This is a genomic window from Magnetospirillum sulfuroxidans (assembly GCF_018224925.1).
Lineage (GTDB): Bacteria > Pseudomonadota > Alphaproteobacteria > Rhodospirillales > Magnetospirillaceae > Magnetospirillum > Magnetospirillum sulfuroxidans.
In genome coordinates this window covers 142,022-165,093 of sequence record NZ_JAGTUF010000003.1, presented here as the reverse complement: position 1 = coordinate 165,093, position 23,072 = coordinate 142,022, and the positions used below count along the sequence as shown (strand labels likewise).

Genomic DNA, 23,072 nt, shown 5'->3' with positions numbered 1-23,072 from the left:
CGTCAGAGCCGCCATCGCCCATTGATTCCCCCTTCCTCCCCCAGCCCCGCCGATCTCCGGCGGGGCTTTTTCATGGAGCATACGATGACCCTTCAGCATGTCTATGGTGCCAACGGCACCGCTGAATCCTATGCCTTTTCCTTCCCCATCGACCAGGAAACCGACATCCAGGTCTTGATCGACAATGTCGAGCAATTGTCCGGCTTCGCCGTGCTCGGCGGCGCCAACCCGGGCGGTGGCGCGGTGGTGTTCCTGGCCCCGCCGGCCGCCGGCAAGACCATCTTGATCCGTCATCGCGGCCGCGTCGCCGTCAGTTCGGCCGACGCTTCGTCGGGGTATCTTGCCGACAAGCTGGCGGCCGGCGCTGGCGTCAGCTTGAGCGTTGCCGCCGATGCCGATGGCCGCCAGACGCTGACCATTGCCGCCTCGGCGGTGGACGGGGCCTTGCAGGCCGAGCAAAATCTCGCCGATCTGACCGACAAGGCGGCCGCACGCGACACTCTCGGCGTCTTTTCCACCACCCAGGTCACCGACGCCATCACCGCCAGCGCCGCCCTTGATCTGAAGAAAGCCAGCAACCTGTCCGACCTCGCCAGCGTCGAACAGGGGCGGATCAATCTGGGCGTTTCCTCGACCACCCAGGTCAATGACGCCATCGCCGCCAGCGCCGCCCTTGATGTGAAAAAGGCGCAGAACCTCGCCGATCTGGCCGATAAGGCGCTGGCGCGCGCCAATCTGGGGGTCTATGCCAAGGCCGAGGTTTACGCCAAGGCCGAAGCCGACGCCGCCCATGCCGACCGCGCCTTGTCCAACCTGACCAGCGCCGCCAGCGCCCGGACCAATCTGGACGTCCTTTCCTCCACCCAGGTCAATGACGCCATCGCCGCCAGTGCCGCCCTTGATCTGAAGAAGGCCAGCAACCTTGCCGATCTGGACGACAAGGCGGCCGCCCGCGCCAATCTGGACGTCTACGCCAAGGGCGAATATGACACCATCTATGCCGACCGCATCCAGGTCAATAACGCCATTAGCAGCGTCACCACGCAGATCGACACCCTTAAGACCAACCTCGCCATGACCATCCTGCGCATGATCGCCAATGCCGGATCATCGTATATGGGAATGGTCGCCGGATGGGCGGACGAATTCGAGGATCAGACGGGCATAGATACGGGAGGATCAACCGACCAAATCTACGACAGCACGAATGATTACTACAGCAATGTCGCGGAACAAAACAACATTACCGCATTTGCAACAGGGACAACCACTACCGCAAATTTGACGAACTTGACACAGTTGCATGACGGAAATACGGGGTCCAGCGGCTTCACTTACATCAGCGCCAGCGGAAACTACTTTGGCGTCACGTATGCGGCAAACAGACCGTTTAGCAAGCTGCGCTTTTACCATGTGTCAATGAATGGCCGGATCAAGGACTTCAAGGTTGAGGCGCTGGTTTTGGGGGTGTGGACGAAAGTATCAATCACCGGATGGGCTGATGGAGCTACGGTAAAGTCGACGGATGAAGCAACATGCTCCAATGTAAACGGGTGGAACACAGTGACGTTTCCGCCGGTATCTGGTGCAAATGGGATACGTGTCTATTGCACGAGCGTGCCATGGAGTAACGGAGACAGCGATACCGTCATTACTGAAATGGAAGTTTTTGAAACTACGGCAGCAACAAACATGACGATGAAATCCATCGCCAAGACCGCCGACGCCGCCCCCACGCAGGGCCGGGTGACCTTGGTGGTCGATCCCCAAGTCGCCGTTACTTACGGCACCGACAACCGTATCCGCATGTCCCGCGACGGCGGCACTACTTGGGTTACCGGGACGATGGTCACCGAGGCGGTCAACCTCGACTTCCCCGGTGGGCACACCGTTGATGTCGTCACCGCCGCCTTCGATTTCACCGGGACGCCTTCCGGCACCTCCATGCAGGTGGAATGGTCCACCTTCAACAACAAGCATCAACTTCTGCACGCTTGGTATCCCGAGTGGAAGATCTAGCCTGACGCCATAGCGAAAAGATGGATAGGCCCGTCAGAGCCGCTATCGCCCATTGTTTCCCCCTTCCTCCCCCAGCCCCGCCGATCCCCGGCGGGGCTTTTTTCATGGAGCATACGATGACCCTTCAGCATTCCTATGGCGCCAACGGCATCTCTGATTCCTATGCCTTTTCCTTCCCCATCGATCAGGAAGCCGACATCCAGGTGTTGATCGACAATATCGAGCAACTGTCCGGCTTCACCGTGCACGGCGCCGCCAGCCCAGGCGGCGGCGTGGTGGTGTTCCTGGCCCCGCCATCCGCCGGCAAGACCATCTTGATCCGTCATCGCGGCCGCGTCGCCGTCAGTTCGGCCGACGCTTCGTCGGGCTATCTTGGCGACAAGCTGGTCGCCGGCACCGGCATTTCGCTGTCCCCGCTCACCGATCCGGAAGGCCGCCAGACCCTGGTGATCGGCAACACCGAAGACAGCAACGCCCTCGACCCGGACCAGAATCTCGCCGACCTGACCGACAAGGCCGCCGCGCGCGACAATCTGGGGGTCTATTCCACCACCCAGGTCAACGACGCCATCGCCGCCAGTTCCGCCCTTGACCTGAAGAAGGCCAACAACCTGTCCGACGTCGCCAGCGTCGAACAAGCGCGCACCAATCTGGGGGTTTCGTCCGCCACCCAGGTCACCGACGCCATCGCCGCCAGTTCCACCCTTGATCTGAAGAAGGCGCAGAACCTCGCCGATCTGGCCGACAAGGCGGTGGCGCGCAGCAATCTGGACGTCTACGCCAAGGGCGAAGTCTACGCCAAGGCCGAAGCCGACGCCGCCTATGCCGACCGCACCTTGTCTAACCTGACCAACGCCGCCAGCGCCCGGACCAATCTAGGCCTGGACCATGTCGCCTATGTGAACGTGACCCAGGACTGGACCCAGCCGCAGCGCAACCAGGCGGTCAGCGTCGCCACCGTCGGCGGTTCGGTCGCCTTGGACATGGCCGTCTTTCAGAACTTCGATCTAACGCTTTCCACTGACGTCACCTTCGCCAACCCCGCCCTGAGCGCCGCCATGGTCGGCCAGCGCGGCACCATCGGCATCGTCCCCGCAGGCTTCGCCATCGCCGGCATGGGCGGCGTGTGGAAGCGCGTCGGCGAAACCGGCGCGCCGGCCGAGATCAGCGGCCAAGGCCGCATCGACTATCACATCCGCGCCCTTGATCGCATCGAGTACGCCTATAACGACGTGGAGGCATGAACCATGTTCTGTGACAGCATGATGCTGGGGGGCGGCCGCAAGGCCGCCTTTTCCATCGCCAATTCCGTCCGGCTGGACGGGGTGGCGGATTATTTCACCCGCACGCCCACCGTGGAAGGAAACCGCAAGACCTGGACCTTTTCGGCTTGGGTGAAGCGCTGTGCTATCGGGACGCAACAATTCCTGCTGATCACCGGCATTAACTCGAACGAAAGCGAGTCGGTGTTCTTCGATGCCAACGACAAGCTGAATCTGTGGGTCACCGTGAGCAACGTATGGGTCGGGCGGCTCCAGACCAACGCCATGTTCCGAGACACGACGTCCTGGGGACATCTGATGATATCAAAGGATGTGACGACGGGGACGCCCAAGATTTACTGGAACGGAACCGAACTGCCGACGACCGTGCTGACGGAATTCGCGAATATCGAAGGCTACGTCAACAAGACCTATGAGCATCGCATCGGCGAAGGTAATGCCGCCATTGCCAACGGAACCTTCAACGGTTACATCACCCAGCCGATCCTGGTGGACGGCACCGCCCTGCATCCCTCCGCTTTCGGTGAAACCGATCCGGTCACCGGGTCGTGGCGGCCAAAGCGGATCGGCGATCTGGATTTCGGCATCAACGGCTTTTACCTGGATTTCAATGATCCGACCAATCTAGGGAAAGACGTCAGCAAGGGTGAAGTCGTCACTGTAACCGCGCCTATTGGCAACATGACAGAATACGCAGGGCTTGCCGCTGCGTTCGACGGTGTTACCAATAACGTCACAAACGTGTCGTGTGCGACAATTGGCGCAGGGATCGGCACGACAAGTCCGGGCTGGATTGGCGCCCATTTGGGGGCCGGCGAGCCTATCACCGCCGTTCGTATCTACGCTTCCCATAACGATGGTTTTGTCGCCTTAGGGTCCCGCGTCGCGGTATTCGAGCTATGGGGTAACAGCACCGACAACACCGGGACGGCCAGCAAAATTGCCGATCTTGGCTCTGTCACGGATGCAGCCGGCCTTGTCGTCACCAAGAACGGTCTAAGCGTCAGCCGTGACGTTTACCCGTATCTCTGGGTGAAAATCTATACCAGCGTAGCCATGATGGCCGGCAAGTATGCCGCTGAAGTGCAATTCATCGCTGGTGGCGACGCGCCGAATACCTTTAGCCCGGTCAGCCTGGGGGCGGCGGACGTGGTGACGGACACGCCGACGAATAACTTTGCGACCATCAACACACTACACAGCCCTGGCTGCACATTATCCAACGGCAACTTGCATTTCACGACGGCTTCCGGGATGAGCGGTGTCGCAACCGCTTCCCTCGGGATTTCCAGTGGAAAATGGGGATGGAAGTTGAAGATAGGCTCTTCTGGGATTCCCAGCGGAACTCCCAGCGCAGCTGCATTTGGCATCGTTCGCGTTAGCAATAGAATAGATAACACCTTCCTTATTTATGATGCAGGCACCGTCATTCGACATCATAAGGATATCTATCGCGATGGTGTCAGCACCTCGAGTTCATACAGCGAGCCTTCGACAGAGGATGTATATGAGCTTTTATTTGATGCTGACGTAGGAACCTTGGTGTTCAGTAGAAATGCCATTGTCGAATGTAGCGTAACGGGTATAACCACTGGCGTTGACTGGCTACCGGCATTTAGTGACGGAACTACTTATGGCTCCGTTGAGTTCAGTGTGGACTTTGGTCAGGCCGGATATACACCGTCAGATCCCGCTTATAAGGCTTTGTGCACCGCCAATCTGCCCAAGCCGGCGATCCAGGCCCCGGCCAAGCATTTCGATGTGCTCACCTATACCGGCACCGGCGCGCCGCAAACGATCACCGGTTTGGGATTCGCCCCCGATCTGGTGTGGGTCAAGGCGCGCAGCAATCCCACCGCATCCTGGCTCCACCGTTTGACCTCTCGGGGTTTGACGCAGCCCAGTTACCTGAGCCCCAATTCCACTGATGCGGAAACGTCCATTGTCGGCAACATCACCAGCCTGGACGCCCGCGGTTTCACCACCAACGGCAACGGCGGTGTCGGGGAAAGCGGGGTTTCCCACGTTGCCTGGTGCTGGAAGGCCGGTGGCGCACCGGTCGCCAACAGCGCCGGCACCATCGCCTCTGCCGTCAGCGTCAATCCGGCCGCCGGGTTCAGCATCGTGACCTGGGATGGAGACGCGGCCAACGCCACGATTGGACATGGCCTGGGGGCGCCGCCCAAATTCATCATCGCGAAATGCCGGTCGGCGGGGGGCACTGACTGGTCGGTTTACATCGGCGCATTGGCGGCGAACACGAAGCTGAGCCTGAGCGGAACAAACGCCGCTGCGGCGGGGAGCGACTGGAACTCCACCGCTCCCACCGCGACGGTATTTTCAGTCGGCGCCAGCGCCAACACCAATGCCGACGGGCACAGCTATATTGCCTATTGCTGGGCCGAAATCCCCGGCTTTTCCAAGTTCGCCAGCTATAGCGGCAACGGTTCCAGCGATGGGCCGTTCGTCCATTGCGGCTTTCGCCCGCGTTTCGTCCTGATCAAACGCACGGATGCAGTTGGAAACTGGTCCATCCTTGACACCGAAAGGTCGCCGACCAATGACGGTCGGTGGGAAAGCCTGCAAGCCAACTCGGCCTTGCCTGAAAGCGGCATCGCCGTGGATGGGGTGAGCTCCGGCTTTAAGATCCGAGAAACCGCAGGCGATATCAACGCCTCTGGCGGCGCCTACATCTTCGCCGCCTTCGCCGAAGCCCCCTTTGGCGGGATCAAGACGGTTCCGGCCAAGGCTCGCTAAGGCATTTGGTCTGTTCCCCCCCCCGCCCCGGTCCGACCGGGGCGGGGTTTTCTTGTGCCATAACAACATCAGGAGGACGAGATGTCCGAAGACCTGGGCACCATCCGGGCGGCATGCCGTGCGGATCTGCCTTCCCGCATCCGCGCCGCCTTGGATGATTACCTGCGCTTCGTCGCCGACGACCCGCCCGCCGACGCCAAAGGCTTCGCCGCGTGGCAGGCCGCGGCCAAGGCGGGTTTGGGCCATGTCGAGGCCTTGGTCAAGCTGGCCCGCTGGGCCGAAGGCGAAATCCAAGCCGAGGACGACGGCGATGACGGCCTGGGCCGTCTGCTGGCCCAAGCCCGCAGCGCCTTGGATGAATTGGACGAGGACGGAGCATGAGCAAGATCGGCTTTCCCGAATTCGTCTGGGTGTGGAACGCCAAGCTGGGGCAGACGACGCCGCCGCATCATCTGCGCCTGGCCCGCTGGCTGGCCCGCAAGTACAAAAGCCATCACCGCGAATTGCTGCTGATGGCCTTTCGCTCGTCCGGCAAATCCACCATCGTCGGCCTGTTCTGCGCTTGGGCCCTGCTGGGCGACCCTAATTTGCGCATCATCATCCTCGCCGCCGATTTCGCCTTGGCGAAAAAGATGGTGAGGAACGTCAAACGCATCATCGAACGCCATCCGCTGACCCAAGGCTTGAAACCCAAGCGGCGCGACCATTGGGCCTCGGACCAGTTTACCGTCAACCGGCCGGGGGAATTGCGCGATCCAAGCATGGTGGCCAAGGGCATCGGCGCCAACATCACCGGCTCGCGCGCCGAGATCGTCATCTGCGATGACGTCGAGGTGCCCAATACCTGCGATTCAGCCCCCAAGCGCGCCGATCTGCGCGAACGCCTGGGCGAGATCGAATACGTTCTGGTCCCCGGCGGCATGCAGCTTTACGTCGGCACGCCGCATTCGTTTTACACCATCTATGCCGACAAACCCCGGTTGGAAGCGGGCGAGGAACGCCCCTTCCTCGACGGTTTCCACCGGCTGGAATTGCCGCTGATCGACCAAGACGGCGCCAGCGCTTGGCCGGATCGCTTTCCACCGGAAAAGATCGCGGCCATGCGCAAACGCAGCGGCCCCAACAAATTCGACAGCCAGATGCTGCTAAAGCCGGTCAACATCGCCGATGGTCGTCTGGATCCCGACCGTCTGCGCCTGTACGAGACAGAGCTGAACTATGCCGAAGGCAATTCCCTGCCGATCCTGACCTTGGGCGACAAGCGGCTGGTATCCGCCGCCTGCTGGTGGGACCCCGCCTATGGGGCGCCGGGCAAGGGCGACGCCTCGGTGGTCGCCGCCATGTTCACCGACCAGGATGGCGGTTATTGGCTGCACCGGGTGCAATACCTGACCCACGACCCCGCCCGCCGCGACGAGGACGAAGCGACGCAATTATGTCGCCAGGTCGCCGCCTTCGCCCAAGACCTGCACCTGCCGGCGGTGAGTTTGGAAACCAACGGCCTGGGACGGTTCTTGCCCGGTCTGCTGCGGCGGGAACTGGCCAAGGCCGGCTATCCCTGCGCCGTCGTCGAAGTGGCCAGCCGCAAGGCCAAGGACCAGCGCATCATCGATGCCTTCGATGCCGTGCTGGCCGCCGGCGCCCTGTCCGCCCATCGCAGCGTCTGGACCTCACCCTTCGTCAGCGAAATGCGCGAATGGCAGCCCGGCGGCAAAAGCCGCGACGATGGTCTGGATGCGGTGGCCGGCTGCCTGCTCAGTCAACCGGTCCGCCTCACCCGCCCCACCGTCAAAGCCGGCGAACGCGCCGATTGGCGCCCCGGCAATGGCGGCGTGCGAGCGCCAACCGATTTCGATCTGTGATTTTTTGGAGAACAAACATGGAACATTGGAGTTTGGACGCCATGTGGTGGGTCACCGCCGTCGAACTGCCGGTTCTTGGCGGTCTGTTCTGGCTGATCTGGCGCTCGCGCCAGGAAGCCGACGACCGCCTGGATGACCTGGCCCACCGGCTGGAAGTCGGCGTCGGCCAAGCGCGCGAAGCGCTGGCCGCCTATAAGCTGGAAGTGGCGAAAAGCTATGCCACCACCGGCTATCTGAAAGACGTCGAGCGCCGGCTGACCGAGCACTTGCTGCGCATCGAAGCCAAATTGGACAGTGCCAGCGTCACCGGAGTACGGCCATGAGCATCGAGCCCGTCATCTTGGTTGAAGCCATCGCCGACGCCGAAAGCCAGACGCCGCCGGCCAAGCCCGGCTCTGTCGTCGATATCCTGGCGCGCACCTTGTGGGGCGAAGCGCGGGGGGAGCCGGTGCGCGGCATCGAAGCGGTCGCCGCCATCATCATCAATCGGGTCAAACGCGCGCAGCGCCATGGCGGCCGCTATTGGTGGGGCGCCAGCATCGAACAGGTCTGCCAAAAGCCCTGGCAATTCAGCTGCTGGAACGAAAACGATCCGAACCGGGCCAAGCTGGGGGCGGTAACGGAAAAGGACCGCATCTTCCGCATCTGCCTGCGCGTCGCCCGCCGTGCCGTCGCCGGCGGCCTGGATGACCCGACCCGAGGCTCGACCCATTACCACACCAAATCCATCGCCCCCCCTTGGGCGCGCAGCCGCAATCCCGCCGCCGAAATCGGCAACCACCTGTTCTACAATGACGTGGAGTAACCAGCATGATCCCAGCTCTTTTGGCCTCGATCGGCCTGCCCTTATTGGTCAAGGCGGTGGGGGGCGCCCTCAACGGGCTTGACCATCCGGCGGCCAAGGCCGCCGCCGGGGCGTTGGCGCAAGTGGGCAGCGCCTTGGCTGGCGGCGAGGTAAGCCCGGAACAGGTGGCCGAAGCCAACCGCCACCTGGAACGCATGACCGAACTGCAAACCGCCGAAGCCACCGCCGCGCTGGCCGAAATCAACGATTCCCTGCGCACCGAAGCCAAGTCGGAAGATTGGTACGTGCGGCGCTGGCGTCCGACCTTCGGCTATGCCATGGCCGTGACCTGGACCGCCACCATGGGGGCGGTGTCATGGGCCATCATCGACGAGCCAGCCCAGGCCCCCATCATTATCGCCGCCCTGGTCAACACCAGCCCGATCTGGGGCGTGGCGCTGGGCGTACTGGGCATCGCCGTGGTCAAGCGCAGCCAGGACAAACAAGGCGGCGGCGGCATCAACGTCGGCACCAGCTTATGGCGTTAACCCACCGGCGGGGCTGCCGCCACCTTGTCGGCGGCTTGGGTCAACCATGATTTCAACCGCGCCACCGGGGTGGAAAAATCCTCGGGATCGGGTTGGCGGAACAAGCGCATGCTGGGATACCAGGCGCAGGTATCGCCCTGATCCAGCCAGCGCCAATCAGAGACATAGCGCAACAACATCCAGGTCGGCTTGCCCAAGGCGCCGGCCAGATGGGCGGCGGAAGTGTCGATGGTGACGATGATATCCAGCGCATTCATCAGCGCCGCCGTATCGGCAAAGCTGGAAATCGCCGGGGACAAGTCACGCACCAGGGCGTTAACGCCCAGGGCTTTCATGTCTCCGGCCCGCTCGCCCATTTGCAGGCTCCAAAAGGCCAGACGCGGGTCTTCCATCAACGGCAACAACTGTTCCAGCGGCCACGAGCGATCGCGCGGCACCGTCTTGCCGGCCCAGATCAATCCGACATTCAGCAAGCTCCCCGGCGGCCGCCCCAAAGGCTTGGCCAGGGATTGCGGCGCCCGCAAATAAGGCACCGGCCCCGGCAGGCTGTCCGCCCCCACCCCCAGCCAATGGGCCAAGCTCATGATCGGAATCCACAGATCATGGGCGGGTGACGGGGCGCCCTTGGCGAAGACCAGGGCAACACCGGGGATGGCCGCAAACAACGTTTGCAGTTCCGGCAGACATTCCACCACCAACGTGCCGCATTGGGCCGCCAAAATCGGCAAAAAGCGGGCGAATTGCAAGGAATCGCCAAAGCCTTGCTCGGCCGCCACCAGCACCGTCTTGCCGCGCAGATCCTGTCCCGGCGACGCCTGCGGCGTGATGAAATCACGCTTGGGCGAACGGGCCAATTTCCAGCGCGCCTCGTAACCGGCAAAGCCCTTGGCGTAATCGCAGCCATAAAGGTCGGACAACGCCAGATCCCAGGCGTAATCGCCGTTTTGCGGTTGCGCCGTCACCAAGGCGGTCATCATCGCATGGGATTCGTCATAGTGGCGGCTATCGCGCAAGAGCAAAGCCAGATTATAGCGAAACGATAGATTATCCGGCTGGGCGGCAACGGCGCGGCGCAAGTGGCGTTCCGCCTCGGCCAGCTTGCCGATTTCACGCAAGGCATTGCCCAGATTGGAATGCGCCACCGGATCATCCGGCGTCAGCGCCAGGGCGCGACGATGGCTGGTGATGGCGGCGGCCACATGGCCTTGCCGGCGCAACGCCACCCCCAAATTGACATGCGCCAGCACCGCCGCCGGCGCCAGCAATGCCGCAGAGGCAAAACCCTGGCAGGCCTGATCGATCTTCCCCTCTGACCACGCCACGGTGCCATTGGCCAACGCCTCGGCCGCCGAGATCGGTTTATTTCCCCGGTTCATCGCTCCCCCCTGCTCACGAGGTCGCATTGTTGCCGTCCTGACGCCGGGTTTCAAGATGCCCCTTTCCCCTTCCACCACTTGACAATTAGAATTATTATCCAAATTAGATAAGAGTAATATTATTCCCCGGAGGTCGTTCATGCTGATTCAAGGTTTTCCCGCCGATGGCGTCATCACCGTCAACCGCGTCATCCTGAAAGCCGGTTACGACGTCGATGACCTGCAAGAGCGGGTGGCGCTGCTGTGCGAGAACGTTAAAACCTATCATTCCGAGACCGGTTTTATCGGCGGCTTTGTCTGCCTGAACGCCGGATTCATCTCGAACGAAGGCTCAACCGTCGGCCAAGCGGTTGTCTCGCCGCTGAAAGACCGCGAAGCGCTGATCGTCACCTTCTGGAGCAGCTTCGCCGAGCACGAGCAATCGCATCGTTCCGACACCTTTCAGCCGCTGTTCAAGGATGTGCTGGAATTGTGCGAAAACGGCAACGAGGAAACCGGCTACCACCTGCTGTGGCAAGGCCAAGCCTATGCCGCCGCCGACGCCGAGGCGGCGCGCAAGGCAAAGGCCCATTTCGCCGCCGGTTGAGGCCATTGCCGGCGAACATTTCTCCCCGGCTTGTTCGCCGGCATCAAAGCCGATGTTCCGCCTTGATCAGGTCGCCAATGGAGACCAAGCCGATGATTTTTCCTTCGCCGACCACCGGCAGGTGGCGGCAGCGGGTTTCGGTCATGATCGCCAGCAGGTGATCGACCTTGTCGTCGGCCTGACAGGCGATGACGTCACGGGTCATGCATTGGCGCACCGAACGATCAATGGCGTCATGGCCGTACAAGGCCATGGCGCGGGCGATGTCACGTTCGGTCAAGATCCCGAGAATGCCCCCGCCGCCATCGACACAGAGCAAGGCGCCGATATTGCGGTCCAGCATCATCCCGGCGGCGACATGCAAGGTGCTGTCAGGGCCGATGGTGTGAACCTCGTGACCTTTGTCTTGTAAGATTTTGCCTACGCTCATGCGTCAGCTCCCGCCAGAAAGATTGATGCCGAATTGCCTACACCACCTTTGCGAATAAGATTTCCGCCGTCGAAAAACCCCCAACGTCCAAGCTGTAAATGAACATTAACCCTTGAGGTTCGATCCAAGCCGACAAAATCAACGAATTGCGCGCTAAGGCATCGCCGCCTTGCCGACCAAATCGCGTGGGGCCAAGTCAAGAACCAAGCGGTTGCCCTTGTGGTCGGCGCGGTCCGGCCCCAAGGTGAACTGATGTTCGACCCGCGCCGGGGCCTTGGCATGAATGACCAGCAGGCCGCGTTTGAGCCCCCGGCGCATGAAATCGTAGCGAGTGATCAGACCGAACGCCTTGAGACGATGCCGATTGGCGTCCCAATCGACCGACGGGATGCCGACTAAAATGCGCCGGCCGTCATCGGCCACATGGGTGTAAAAGCGCGTCAATTCGCTGACATCAAGCACCAGTCGGGTCAGATGAGGATGTTGGCCGAGGCGGGCGTCTTGGGTCTCGGTCCGGGCGCCGGGCCAATCGGCGGCCCCGGCGCCAACGGCACCCCCCAGCATGATCACCACAATCATTACTCCGAGGCGCAGCAACAAATTCTCCGCATTCATTCCGGCCAAGGCGACTTTACCCGGTACCGGGGATTTTGTCATGCATCCCGCTAAGCCACACCATGCGCGCAGCGCGATCCCGCCCGGTGGTGGCTTGTTTTAATGGAAGCGGTCGAGAACCCGCTCCACCCCGGCCACATAGGAACCGCCAAACAAGCGGACATGCACCAGCAACGGATACAACAGGTACAGATCCTTGCGTTCCTCGAAAAATCCCGGCGCCAGGGGCGATAATTCCTGATAGCGGTTAAAAAAGGCATCGCCAAAGGTGCCGAACAGGGTGGAAAAGGCCAGATCCATCTCGGCATGGCCGTAATAAAGCGCCGGATCAATGAAAGCCGCGATCTTGCCGCCCTTGACCAAGATATTGCCGCCCCAGCAATCGCCATGCACCAGGGCCGGCCGGGCCGGCTCATCGATCCAGTTGCCAAGCCGCGCCGCCAGCCGTTCGACCCCATCCATCATCACCGCCGGCAAATGGCCGACGGCAAGGGCCTGCCCGGCCATGGCCAGCAGGCGGTGATCGCGGAAGAAATCCAGCCACCGCGCCGTCGGGGGATTGGCCTGCGGCAGCCCGCCAATGACGGTATCGCGTTCCAGACCAAAGCTGTGCCAAGTCTGGCCGTGCAAGGCGACCAGCAGATGGGCGGCATGATGCTGCGCCGACTCGTCCAGCGCATCGTGACCCGCGACGTACTCCATCAGCAGCAGATCGTCGTCATCGTGAACCACATGCGGCACCGGCAGATGGGTCTGAGCCGCCAGATGGCGGAGCATCCACCCCTCTGCCCCCAGGCCCGGCCCCAGCTTGGCCACCAGTTTGCCGCCATTGGTCAGCTCGACCAGGAACACCCGGCCGACGCCGCCGCCGGGCAGGGGCCGGGTCCCGGCGACCTTGCGCCCGGTGAAACGTTCCACCTGCCGCACGGTCTCGGCTTTCACCGCAGACGCGTCCGCAGATGTGCAAGCAACCCGCGAGAGCCTGCCTCGATCATATCCAGCACCCGTTCGAAGCCGTCACCGCCGCCGTAATAAGGATCCGGCACGTCGCGCAGGTTCAAGTGTGGGGCAAAGGACAGGAACAATCGCACCCGGTCCTGCTGTCCGGGCGGGCACGCTTGCGCCATGGTTTGCTGGTGGCTGCGATCCATGGCGAGCAACAGGTCGAAATCGGTGAAATCAGCCGGCCGCAATTTGCGCGCCCGCAAATCCGCCAATTCGACACCGCGCTTCCTGGCGGCGGCGGCCGAACGACTATCGGCCGGCTCGCCCACGTGATAGGCATGGGTCCCAGCGGAATCGACGCTGATCTGGTTGGACAATCCCTCGGATTCCACCAAGGCGCGGAACACGCCTTCGGCGGTGGGGGAGCGACAGATGTTGCCGGTACAGACGAACAGAACTTTAATCATGGCTCCGGCATATCGCCTTACACGCGCCGCCGCAAGCATCATCAGCAGCCCGAGGTAAACATGCAGCCTTTGCCCTCCGATGCCACCATTGTCATCCTGACCGGGGCGGGTATTTCCAAGGAATCCGGACTTGATACCTTTCGCTGCGAAGGCGGCATCTGGTCCAAGGTTCGGCTTGAGGATGTGGCCACCCCCGAAGGCTTCGCCGCCGATCCCGATCTGGTGCATGACTTTTACAATGCCCGCCGCCGGGGGCTGAGCGATCCGACCATCGCCCCCAACCCCGCCCATCACGCATTGGCCGAACTGGAACGGCACTGGCCCGGCCGGGTGTTGATCGTCACCCAGAACATCGACGACCTGCACGAACGCGCCGGCAGCCGCAACCTGATCCACATGCACGGCGAATTGCTGAAAATCCGCTGTGTCCATTGCGGTTTACCGCGACACTGGTCCGACGACCTGGGCACCGCGGAGATGTGCCCGGATTGCAAGCGCAGCGGCACCTTGCGTCCCCATATCGTCTGGTTCGGCGAAATCCCGCTGGAAATGGAACGGATCATGGCGGCGCTGTCCGATTGCGCCTTGTTCGTTTCCATCGGCACCTCGGGCAATGTCTATCCCGCCGCCGGCTTCGTCGCCCAAGTGCGCCGGCTGGGCCTGGCCCATACGGTGGAACTGAACCTGGAGCCCAGCCAGGGCGCCACCTTGTTCGCCGAACACCGCAATGGCCCGGCCAGCCAAACCGTTCCGGCCTTTGTCGCCGAAATCCTGGGGCGGGAAATTCACGGGGATTGACTCCATTGCCGGGCTGACGGCCTTATGTGCATCTGCGAAATGACGGGCGAGAGTCCATGAATTCCGAGCACGCGCCCCGGCGCAACGTTTTCGCCCTGATGTTCGGCGCCATCGGCATCGTCTTCGGCGATATCGGCACCAGCCCGCTTTACGCCATGAAGGAAACCTTCGCCGGCCATCACCCGCTGACCTTGGACCGGTTGCATGTCTTTGGCGTGCTGTCACTGATGTTCTGGTCGATCATGCTGGTGGTGTCGGTCAAATACGTGGCCTTCATCATGCGGGCCGACAATCGCGGCGAAGGCGGATCGCTGGCCCTGTTGGCCCTGGCCAGCCGCGCCACCCAGGGACGCAACGCTCTGGGCGCGCTGGTGGTCACCTTGGGGATTTTCGCGGCGGCGCTGTTTTATGGCGATGCCGTCATCACCCCGGCCATTTCCATCTTGTCAGCGGTGGAAGGCTTGCAGGTGGTTGCCCCGGCCATGCAGGATTACGTCATTCCGCTGACCCTGGTCATTGTCGTCGTCTTGTTCTTGATCCAGCGACACGGCACCGACGCCGTCGGCAAGGTCTTTGGCCCGGTCATGCTGGTGTGGTTCGCCGTCCTGGCGATCACCGGCATGCGCAATATCGGCCTCACCCCCGAGGTGCTGAAAGCGCTGTCGCCCCATTGGGCCATTCTTTTTCTCGCCAATGACGGCTGGACCGGCTTCCTGGCCCTGGGTTCGGTGGTCTTGGCGGTGACCGGGGCCGAGGCGCTTTATGCCGATATGGGCCATTTCGGCAAGATTCCCATTCGCATGGCGTGGTATCTCGTCGCCCTGCCGGCTCTGCTTTTGCAATATTTTGGCCAAGGCGCCCTGTTGCTGGCCCGGCCGCAAAGCATCGACAATCCCTTTTTCAGCATGGCCCCGGCCTGGGCCGGCATCCCCTTGTTGATACTGGCCACCTTCGCCACCATCATCGCCTCGCAGGCGGTGATTTCCGGCGCCTTTTCGGTCACCCGCCAAGCCATTCAATTGGGCTATCTGCCCCGCATGACCATCATTCACACCTCGGCCCATGAAATCGGACAGGTTTACCTGCCGGTGATGAACTGGATGCTGCTGGTGGTGGTGGTCGGGCTGATCTTTGGCTTCCAAAGCTCCTCCAACCTGGCGGCGGCTTATGGCATCGCCGTCACCGGAACCATGATCATCACCACCGCTTTGGCCGGCATCGTCATGGTGCTGAACTGGAAGTGGCGAGTGCGGCGCGTCATCGTCTTGATGGGCGTGTTCATGGTGTTGGAACTGGCCTTTTTCCTGGCCAATTCCACCAAGATCCCCCATGGCGGCTGGTTCCCGCTGGCCATTGGCGTCGTCATCTTCGTGCTGCTGACCACCTGGAAGCAAGGCCGTGCCTTGCTGCTGGCCAAATTGTCCACCGAAGCCATGCCGGTGGAAGATTTCGTCGCCGCCCTCTCGGACCGCGTCGTCCGCGTCCCCGGCACCGCCATCTTCCTGACCGGCGCGCGTGAAGGCGTGCCGCTGGCCCTGCTGCACAACATGAAGCACAACAAGGTGCTGCACGAACGGGTCATCCTGATGACCGTCGCCATCGAGGAAGTCCCGATGGTCGGACCCGAGCGGCGGTTGGAAGCCATGGTGGTGGCGCCAGGAATCCAACGCCTGATCCTGCGCTTCGGCTTCATGGAGGATTTGAACATCCCCAAGACGCTGGCCCACGCCCGCACCGACCAATTGGGCTTTTTCTACGAGCCCATGGCCATTTCCTATTTCCTGTCGCGTGAGACCATCATTGCCTCGGCCACCCCCGGCATGGCGCCGTGGCGCGAGGAATTGTTCGCCTGGATGGCCCGGTCCGCCACCAACGCCATGGATTTCTTCCATCTGCCCAGCAACCGGGTGGTGGAATTGGGGGCACAGGTCGAGATTTGACGGTGGCGGCGATCACGCGCCGTCTTCGTCCACCAATCCACCGGTCCCCCCGAGGGAATGGCGCAAAGCCCGGCGGGCCATCAGCTTATCCTGGGCTTCCTCGGGCAAGTCGGCCAGGGTGAGAACACCTTTGCGGATCAGCGCCTCGATCAAATCCTCGGCCACCCGAATGAAGTCCAGATCCGCTTCGAGAAACGGGTCCCCCACCCCGTCCTCGCGCAAGGCGACGACGCGGCCGACAAAGTCCAGCACCTCGGGATGATCGGGGGGCAGGTCTTCGTCCTGATCGGCAAAGGGATATTCGGATAAGGCGACGATGCGGCCATCGTCACCGCGGCTGACATAGGGCATGGGGCAGCTTAACAGAAAAAACAAACCCCTCCACCGGTGTCCCGGTGGAGGGGTTTGCAAAATCGAACCGTCGGCGAATTTAGTGCAGCTTTTGCGGCAATTCGGCGATGGCGTTGTCCACCAACTTGGCAGCCTGATCGGCGCTGATGGACGAAGCAAGGACAGCACGAGCGGCCGAGATGGCCACTTCCACCGCCACATTTTGCACTTCGCGCACCGCCGTGGCTTCCGCCTGGGCGATACGGTCCATGGCCTGGGCTTCGCGGCGCTTAAGGCTGGCTTCCAGGTCCTTGGCGGCCTGTTGGGCCAGACGCTCGGCTTCGGCCTTGGCGTGGGCGATGATTTCTTCGGCTTCCTTCATGGCGTCGCGCTGCTTGCGCTGATAGGTGGCCAGCATTTCCTGGGCCTCCTCACGCAAACGAGCGGCTTCGTCCAGGCGAGCCTTGATCTTGGCGGCACGGGCGTCAAGGCCAGCGCCAAGGGCGCGGGCCATCGGCCGGAAAGCCAGACCGGCAACCAAGAAAAAGGCGACACCAACCCAGAAGGCGGCTTCGGCATAAAACGGGCCGGCGTGATGCGCGGCATCGGCGGCGTAAGCGACGGAGATCATTGGCCGTGCTCCTTCAGCGCGGAGGCGACAGCGGCATCCAGCTTGGCCTGATCGGCGGTGCCACCCACCAAACGGGCGACAGTGGCGCCGGCCACTTCCAAAGCAACCTCACGGACATTGGTCAGCGCGGCATCCTTGGCGGCGGCAATACGAGTCTCACCGGCCTTGATCTGTTCGGCCAGTTTGGCATTCAGATCGCGGGTACGTTCCTCGGCCTGCTTGGCCAAGCGTTCGCCGGCTTCCTTGATGACGGAATGGGCATGAGACCGCGACTCGGCCAGCGCCTTTTCATAAGCGGCCACGGCGGCTTCCGCCTCGGCCTTCAATTGCGCAGCCTTGTCGAGATTGTCGTCGATCTTGCGCTGACGCTCGTCCAGGACGGCGCCGATCTTCGGCAGGGCCACCTTCGCCATCAGGACGTAAAGTGTGATAAAGGTGACGGCCAGCCAGAAGAGCTGGGGCGCGAAGAACGCGGGATCGAACTGGGGCATCCCGATGCTCCTGAACGGGTATTGAACCGGGATATCGGAGCGGCCGGTGGGTCGCGACGACACTTAAGCCGCCGCGACGCCAAACCGTTCCGAAGGAGAAACCTTCGCCTTACTAATTAGGCGAAGAGCACCATCAGCGCCACAACCAGGGCGAACAGCGCGATAGCTTCGGTAACGGCGAAGCCGATCCAGCCATAGAGCTCGACGTTCGCCTTGGCGGCCGGGTTGCGGCCGACGGCGGTGATCAAGCTCGACCAGATGTTACCGACGCCGATACCAGAACCGATCATGCCGATGGCAGCCAGACCAGCACCAATGAACTTAGCAGCGCTCGCTTCCATTTACTTAGCTCCTTCAGGACTGAAAATCGAAAACGTTAAGTTGAAATCCACACCCAATGACCAAGCCCGAAGGGGCTTAGTGCATGTGGATGGCGTCATGCAGATAGATGCACGACAGGATGGTGAAAACATAGGCCTGCAACAGGGCGATACCGAATTCAAGAACGGTGACCGCGCCCAGGAAGGCGAAAGGAACAATGCCGGGCAGGACATAAAAGCCGCCCAAGGTTACCACGAAACCACCCAGAACCTTCAGAATGATATGGCCGACCGTCATGTTGGCGAACAAACGAACGGCGAGGCTGAAGGGACGGGAGAAGTACGAGATAAGTTCGATCGGCACCAAGATCACGGCGGTGAGGATCGGCGCGCCTTCCGGGAAGAACATCCGCAGGAAGTGGGTGCCGTGACGGGCAAAGCCGATGATGGTGACGCCGATGAACACGACGATGGCCATGCCGAAGGTGACGATGACGTGGCTGGTATAGGTGAAGGCGCCCGGAATCATCCCCAGCACATTGCCGAACATGACGAACATGAACAGCGAGAAGATGAAGGGGAAGTACTTGCGTCCGGCGCTGCCGACATTGTCACGCAGCATGCTGGCGATGAATTCGTAAAACACTTCGGCCATGGACTGCCAGCGCCCCGGCACCAAGGCCCGCGAACGGACCGAGAGCGTCAGGAACGCGGTGATCAACACCACCGAAATAACCATCATCACCGCGGAATTGGTGAAGGAAACATCCACACCGCCGATTTCCAGGGGGATGATCGGCTTGATCTTGAACTGCTCGATCGGATTGGCCACAAGAGTCTCCTACTTGTCCTTTTGTCGCTCCGCCAGCCGACGCTGGGCAGCCCCTAAACCTACGGTCGCATCCATGCCCTTGGCGGCGCGATAGGCGTTAGCAACGCCAGCGGCCCCACCCAGAAGCAGGAACAGCACCATCAACCAGGGCGCCGTGCCGATCAGGCGGTCAAGGAAATAGCCCAAACCGACCCCGACAGCAACACCCGCGACGAATTCAACTGATAACCGCATGCCCAAACCAATTCCGCTCGACGGGTTGCGTCGCTCGTTTTCCTGGCCGGCCACCTCGGCTTCCCGCTCACGCGCAGCGCGAATACGGACATCCAATTCGTCGAACGAAGAATGCTTGTGTTGCTCATCCATGTTGTGCGAGCCCCCTTGCACTCCCCGTTCTGGTCACATCAGTGCCAAAAGCGCGGGCACCATAAGGGGTGCATAAGCTGGTGTCAAGACCGGAAACCATGATTTATAGACCGTTGATTTTAAAAGCTAATTTCACAAGCCCCCGACCCTTTCGGGCGGGTTCATGCTGCAATGCGAGGGATTCCGCCCCTCCCCGAAGGGGTGGCCTCACTCCACCAGTTCAGGCAGGGACCGCGATTTCGACAATGGCTTCCGCCGCCGACAGGTCGACCGACACCAATTGCGACACCCCCCGCTCCGCCATGGTCACCCCATACAGACGGTCCATACGGGCCATGGTCATGCGGTGATGCGTCACAATCAGGAAACGGGTCCGGGTGGTCTGGGCGATACCTTCGACCAGGGAGCAGAAGCGATCGACATTGGCGTCATCCAAGGGGGCATCGACTTCATCGAGGACGCAGATCGGGGCGGGATTGATGAGAAAGACGGCAAAGATCAGCGCCAACGCGGTCAAGGCCTGCTCGCCGCCCGACAACAGCGACAGCACTTGCATGCGCTTGCCTGGGGGCGAGGCCATGATTTCCAACCCGGCTTCCAGCGGATCGGCGGATTCGGTCAGCGCCAGATGGGCGCGGCCGCCGCCGAACAACTTGATGAACAGGTCGCGGAAATGCTGATCAACCTGATTAAACGAGGCGACCAGACGTTCGCGCCCTTCCTTGTTCAATTCAGCGATGCCCTGGCGCAGCTTGGCGATGGCGGCGACCAGATCGTCGGCTTCGGCCCGCATGGCGTTCATGCGTTCCTCCAGCTCGATCACTTCCTGCTCGGCCCGCAGATTGACCGGCCCCATATTGTCGCGTTCGCGCGACAGACGGTCGAGCTTGGATTGCAGTTCCTCGCGATCGGGACGGCTGTCCTCGACCAATCCGGCGATATCGCGCAATTGCTCGGGCGTCATGTCCAAGCGTTCGTGGATGCGGCCAGCCACCGCCCGGCAATGCTGATCGGCGACGGATACGGCCGCCTCTCGGCGGATGCGGTCCTCTCGCGCTTGCGCCAGCGCCGCTTCGGCGGCGCGGACGGCACGGTCGGTTTCGGCTTGGGCGGCCTCGGCCGCAGCCAAGGCATCGGCCGAGGCCTTGCGCAAACTTTCGGCCGCGTCGATCCGATCCAGCAAGTCCGAACGACGCCGGGCAAAGCTGTCCGGCAGGCTGGCCAGACGCTCGATTTCCAGCATTACCGTTTCGCGCCGTTCCGCCAATTCCTCCACATGAGCGCGGGCGGCATCGGCACGGCGGCGCCACTGATCCATGTCGCCGGCGATGGCGTCCAACCGGCGCTTGCGTTCGCCCACCTCGCGGATAATGCGATCCAGGGCCGAACGGGCCTCGACCAAGGCGGATCGCCGTTCGGCCACATCGGCGCGCAGGGCATTGACCCGGTCCTTGCCCTCTTCTTGCTGGGGGAAACCGGCGACCACCTCGCGGGCCATCAGCAATTCGCCCTCGGCTTCCTCGAAATCGGCCGCCGCCGCCTCGGCCTGTTCGGCCAGGGCGGCCATGCGCGATTCGAAGGCGGCGAAACGCTGGGCCAGTTTGGCATGGAGATCGCGGGCCTTGGCGGTTTCGCCTTCGGCCCGGCGCACCGCTTCCTTGGCGGCCCGCTCATTGTCGGTGGCTTCCTCGACCGCCAGGACCGCCGCCTGGACCTTATCCTCGGCTTCCTCGACCCCCAATTCGCAATCTTCCAGCCGAGCATCCAACTCGCGCAGGCGATTCCGCTGGGCCAGCCGCACGGCCATGGCCGACGGCGCACCGGCGCGGGCGGTGAAGCCATCCCAGCGGATGACGTCGCCATCGCGGGTGACCACGATCTGTCCCGCCAGCAATTGCCCGCGCAAGGCTTCGCCGGTCGCCGCGTCCGCCACCACCCCCACCTGGATCAGCCGACGGGCCAGCGCCGCCGGGGCGGTGACGTGGCGGGTCAGCGGATCGACGCCGGCGGGAAGCGAGGGCGCATTCGCCAATGGCGGCAAAGTCAGCCAATGCAATGGCGCGGCGCCGTCAAGCGAGGCGTTGAGATCCTCGCCCAGGGCTGCCGCCAATGCCGGCTCGAACCCCGCCGCCGCCGATACCTGATCAAGAACCGGGGGGAACGCGCCGCCGGTTCCTTGCGCCAACACATTTTTCAGGGCGTCGGCTTCGGCCTTGAGGCGCGACCGCGCCGCGCTGGCCGCCTGAAAGGCGTCACGGGCGGAATCGCGGGCGGCTTGCGCCTGCACCCGGCGGCGATCCCAATCCTCGGCCTCGCCCCGGCTTTCCTCCAGATATTCCAGCGCCGATTCCAGATCCATCTCGGCCGCCGTCAATTCGGTCCGGTCGATGCCGTCCTGGCCCGCTTGCTCTTGCTGCGTCCGCACCTGCGCCACCCGGTCGCGCAGCCGGTCGCGGCGGGTTTCCGCATCGCCCAGCCGGCGCAGCGCGGTGGCGCGTTCGGCGTCAGCGGTGGCCACCTCATCCATCAGCGCCGACAATTCCTTTTCCGCCTCGGCGACGCCGTGAACCGCCTGTTCCATGGCGGCCTCGGCCTCGGCCCGGCCATCTTCCTCGCCCAAGGCGGCTTCGGCCAGAACTTCCTGTTCGCCGGCCAGACGATCCACCGCCCCTTGCGCATCGGCGGCGCGGGCATGTTCGCGCTGCAAATCCGACGTCGCCTGAGCCAGGCGAGCTTCCAGATCGCGGCGGGTTTCGGCCAAGCGGCCTTCTTCCGAATCCAGTTGCTCGCGTTCGACGATCAGCCGTTGCCAACCGCTTTCCACCTCGGCGTGATGACGACGACGTTCGGGCAGACCAGCCGCCGCCTCGACCTGGGCGGTGGCGGCGGCGGCGGCCAGCTTGGTGGCGTGCTCAACCTGTCGATCGGCGTCCCGCATGGCCAAGCGGGCGGCGTCGATGGTGGCCAGGGCTTCCAGCCAGGCCAGATACAGAACCTGGGCCTCGATGGCGCGGATCTGTTCGGACAAGGTGCGATACCGCGCCGCCTGACGGGCTTGACGCTGCAACCCCTTCAATTGTTCGTCCAAGGTGGCCAAGACGTCGTCAAGCCGGCCCAGATTGGTTTCTGCGTTCTTAAGCCGCAATTCAGCTTCGTGCCGGCGTGAATACAGGCCGGAAATGCCTGCCGCTTCTTCCAAAAGCCCGCGCCGTTCCGATGGCTTGGCATTGATCAGGGCGCCGACCCGGCCCTGGCTGACCAAGCCGGACGAGCGCGCCCCGGTGGCGGCGTCGGCGAACAGCAATTGCACATCGCGGGCGCGGATTTCGCGGCCATTGACCCGATAATTGGAGCCTTGGCCGCGTTCGATGCGGCGGATGACCTCCAACTCGTCCATATCGTAATGGGGCGGGGCGGTGCGGGCGGAATTGTCCAGCCCGACCACCACCTCGGCGACGTTGCGGGCGGGGCGGTTCGAGGTGCCGCCGAAGATGACGTCATCCATCTCGCCGCCGCGCATCTGCCGGGCCGAGGTCTCCCCCATGACCCAGCGCAACGCCTCGATCAGATTGGACTTGCCGCAGCCGTTCGGGCCGACCACCCCGGTCATGCCGGGTTCGATCAACAATTCGGTGGCGTCGACGAACGACTTGAACCCCGACAACCGCAGCTTGGTGAATTGAATCACCGGT

General features: G+C 62.5%; 23 protein-coding genes. 11 read left to right on the top strand and 12 right to left on the bottom strand.

The genetic code is table 11. The features are described from left to right. Nucleotides 1–84: 84 nt before the first annotated feature. The 8 genes from KEC16_RS05830 to KEC16_RS05795 all read left to right on the top strand — a co-directional run bounded on the left by KEC16_RS05830 (nucleotide 85) and on the right by KEC16_RS05795 (nucleotide 9,253). Nucleotides 85–2,019 carry a hypothetical protein gene (locus tag KEC16_RS05830; RefSeq protein WP_211546778.1) on the top strand — a complete coding sequence of 645 codons (1,935 nt, stop codon included), beginning with the start codon at nucleotides 85–87 and terminating at the stop codon, nucleotides 2,017–2,019. 116 nt (nucleotides 2,020–2,135) lie between these two features. Continuing rightward, nucleotides 2,136–3,263, top strand: coding sequence for a hypothetical protein (locus KEC16_RS05825; protein WP_211546776.1), 1,128 nt, complete (start codon nucleotides 2,136–2,138; stop codon nucleotides 3,261–3,263). A gap of 3 nt (nucleotides 3,264–3,266) precedes the next feature. Further along, a complete protein-coding gene (locus KEC16_RS05820; protein WP_211546774.1) occupies nucleotides 3,267–6,059 on the top strand; it encodes a DUF7483 domain-containing protein in 2,793 nt (930 codons plus the stop codon). Between the two features lie 81 nt (nucleotides 6,060–6,140). Then, nucleotides 6,141–6,440: a hypothetical protein gene (locus KEC16_RS05815; protein ID WP_211546772.1), complete on the top strand. Its 300-nt coding sequence runs from the start codon at nucleotides 6,141–6,143 to the stop codon at nucleotides 6,438–6,440. Then, the gene (terL, locus tag KEC16_RS05810) at nucleotides 6,437–7,921 is read left to right on the top strand and encodes a phage terminase large subunit (RefSeq protein WP_211546770.1); all 1,485 of its coding nucleotides are present in this window, start codon (nucleotides 6,437–6,439) and stop codon (nucleotides 7,919–7,921) included. The genes KEC16_RS05815 and terL overlap by 4 nt, the downstream gene beginning before the upstream one ends. Nucleotides 7,922–7,938: 17 nt before the next feature. After that, nucleotides 7,939–8,244: a hypothetical protein gene (locus KEC16_RS05805; RefSeq protein WP_211546768.1), complete on the top strand. Its 306-nt coding sequence runs from the start codon at nucleotides 7,939–7,941 to the stop codon at nucleotides 8,242–8,244. Next, complete coding sequence (locus KEC16_RS05800) at nucleotides 8,241–8,726, top strand: cell wall hydrolase (RefSeq protein ID WP_211546766.1); 486 nt, start codon at nucleotides 8,241–8,243, stop codon at nucleotides 8,724–8,726. The genes KEC16_RS05805 and KEC16_RS05800 overlap by 4 nt, the downstream gene beginning before the upstream one ends. A 5-nt stretch (nucleotides 8,727–8,731) precedes the next feature. Next, on the top strand, nucleotides 8,732–9,253 hold the full coding sequence (locus KEC16_RS05795) for a 3TM-type holin (protein ID WP_211546764.1): 522 nt from the start codon (nucleotides 8,732–8,734) through the stop codon (nucleotides 9,251–9,253). Here KEC16_RS05795 and KEC16_RS05790 read toward each other — a convergent pair. Then, a complete protein-coding gene (locus KEC16_RS05790; protein WP_211546762.1) occupies nucleotides 9,250–10,629 on the bottom strand; it encodes a tetratricopeptide repeat protein in 1,380 nt (459 codons plus the stop codon). The two genes, KEC16_RS05795 and KEC16_RS05790, sit on opposite strands and share 4 nt — an antisense overlap. A gap of 139 nt (nucleotides 10,630–10,768) precedes the next feature. On the opposite strand from KEC16_RS05790, the gene KEC16_RS05785 reads away from it, so the two are divergent. Then, the gene (locus KEC16_RS05785) at nucleotides 10,769–11,215 is read left to right on the top strand and encodes a ligand-binding protein SH3 (RefSeq protein WP_211546760.1); all 447 of its coding nucleotides are present in this window, start codon (nucleotides 10,769–10,771) and stop codon (nucleotides 11,213–11,215) included. A 43-nt stretch (nucleotides 11,216–11,258) separates the two neighbouring features. Here KEC16_RS05785 and KEC16_RS05780 read toward each other — a convergent pair whose 3' ends face one another. The 4 genes from KEC16_RS05780 to KEC16_RS05765 all read right to left on the bottom strand — a co-directional run bounded on the left by KEC16_RS05780 (nucleotide 11,259) and on the right by KEC16_RS05765 (nucleotide 13,672). Beyond that, nucleotides 11,259–11,645 (bottom strand): CBS domain-containing protein, encoded by a 387-nt coding sequence (locus KEC16_RS05780; RefSeq protein WP_211546758.1) that lies wholly within the window; start codon nucleotides 11,643–11,645, stop codon nucleotides 11,259–11,261. 153 nt (nucleotides 11,646–11,798) lie between these two features. After that, on the bottom strand, nucleotides 11,799–12,302 hold the full coding sequence (locus KEC16_RS05775) for a hypothetical protein (protein WP_211546756.1): 504 nt from the start codon (nucleotides 12,300–12,302) through the stop codon (nucleotides 11,799–11,801). A 57-nt stretch (nucleotides 12,303–12,359) separates the two neighbouring features. Then, nucleotides 12,360–13,202, bottom strand: coding sequence for a fructosamine kinase family protein (locus KEC16_RS05770; protein WP_211546754.1), 843 nt, complete (start codon nucleotides 13,200–13,202; stop codon nucleotides 12,360–12,362). Next, nucleotides 13,199–13,672, bottom strand: coding sequence for a low molecular weight protein-tyrosine-phosphatase (locus tag KEC16_RS05765; protein WP_211546752.1), 474 nt, complete (start codon nucleotides 13,670–13,672; stop codon nucleotides 13,199–13,201). Before KEC16_RS05765 ends, KEC16_RS05770 begins: the two co-directional genes overlap by 4 nt. Nucleotides 13,673–13,732: 60 nt before the next feature. Between KEC16_RS05765 and cobB the strand changes: the two genes are divergently transcribed. Both cobB and KEC16_RS05755 read left to right on the top strand, forming a co-directional pair. Then, nucleotides 13,733–14,470 (top strand): Sir2 family NAD+-dependent deacetylase, encoded by a 738-nt coding sequence (cobB, locus tag KEC16_RS05760; protein ID WP_211546750.1) that lies wholly within the window; start codon nucleotides 13,733–13,735, stop codon nucleotides 14,468–14,470. Nucleotides 14,471–14,526: 56 nt separating this feature from the next. Beyond that, entirely contained in the window at nucleotides 14,527–16,410 is a 1,884-nt protein-coding gene (locus tag KEC16_RS05755; RefSeq protein ID WP_211546748.1) for a potassium transporter Kup, read from the top strand. 12 nt (nucleotides 16,411–16,422) lie between these two features. Here KEC16_RS05755 and KEC16_RS05750 read toward each other — a convergent pair whose 3' ends face one another. The 7 genes from KEC16_RS05750 to KEC16_RS05720 form a co-directional block, all read right to left on the bottom strand. Then, complete coding sequence (locus tag KEC16_RS05750) at nucleotides 16,423–16,761, bottom strand: hypothetical protein (RefSeq protein ID WP_211546746.1); 339 nt, start codon at nucleotides 16,759–16,761, stop codon at nucleotides 16,423–16,425. Nucleotides 16,762–16,840: 79 nt separating this feature from the next. Then, entirely contained in the window at nucleotides 16,841–17,371 is a 531-nt protein-coding gene (locus KEC16_RS05745; RefSeq protein ID WP_211546744.1) for a F0F1 ATP synthase subunit B family protein, read from the bottom strand. Then, nucleotides 17,368–17,862 (bottom strand): F0F1 ATP synthase subunit B family protein, encoded by a 495-nt coding sequence (locus KEC16_RS05740; RefSeq protein ID WP_211546742.1) that lies wholly within the window; start codon nucleotides 17,860–17,862, stop codon nucleotides 17,368–17,370. The genes KEC16_RS05745 and KEC16_RS05740 overlap by 4 nt, the downstream gene beginning before the upstream one ends. A gap of 116 nt (nucleotides 17,863–17,978) precedes the next feature. Further along, nucleotides 17,979–18,203: a F0F1 ATP synthase subunit C gene (locus KEC16_RS05735; protein ID WP_211546740.1), complete on the bottom strand. Its 225-nt coding sequence runs from the start codon at nucleotides 18,201–18,203 to the stop codon at nucleotides 17,979–17,981. Nucleotides 18,204–18,279: 76 nt separating this feature from the next. Beyond that, nucleotides 18,280–19,014 carry a F0F1 ATP synthase subunit A gene (locus tag KEC16_RS05730; protein WP_211546738.1) on the bottom strand — a complete coding sequence of 245 codons (735 nt, stop codon included), beginning with the start codon at nucleotides 19,012–19,014 and terminating at the stop codon, nucleotides 18,280–18,282. Nucleotides 19,015–19,023: 9 nt separating this feature from the next. Continuing rightward, the gene (locus tag KEC16_RS05725) at nucleotides 19,024–19,380 is read right to left on the bottom strand and encodes an AtpZ/AtpI family protein (RefSeq protein ID WP_211546736.1); all 357 of its coding nucleotides are present in this window, start codon (nucleotides 19,378–19,380) and stop codon (nucleotides 19,024–19,026) included. A 220-nt stretch (nucleotides 19,381–19,600) separates the two neighbouring features. After that, nucleotides 19,601–23,065 carry a chromosome segregation SMC family protein gene (locus tag KEC16_RS05720; protein WP_428846053.1) on the bottom strand — a complete coding sequence of 1,155 codons (3,465 nt, stop codon included), beginning with the start codon at nucleotides 23,063–23,065 and terminating at the stop codon, nucleotides 19,601–19,603. Between the last annotated feature and the right edge of the window lie 7 nt (nucleotides 23,066–23,072).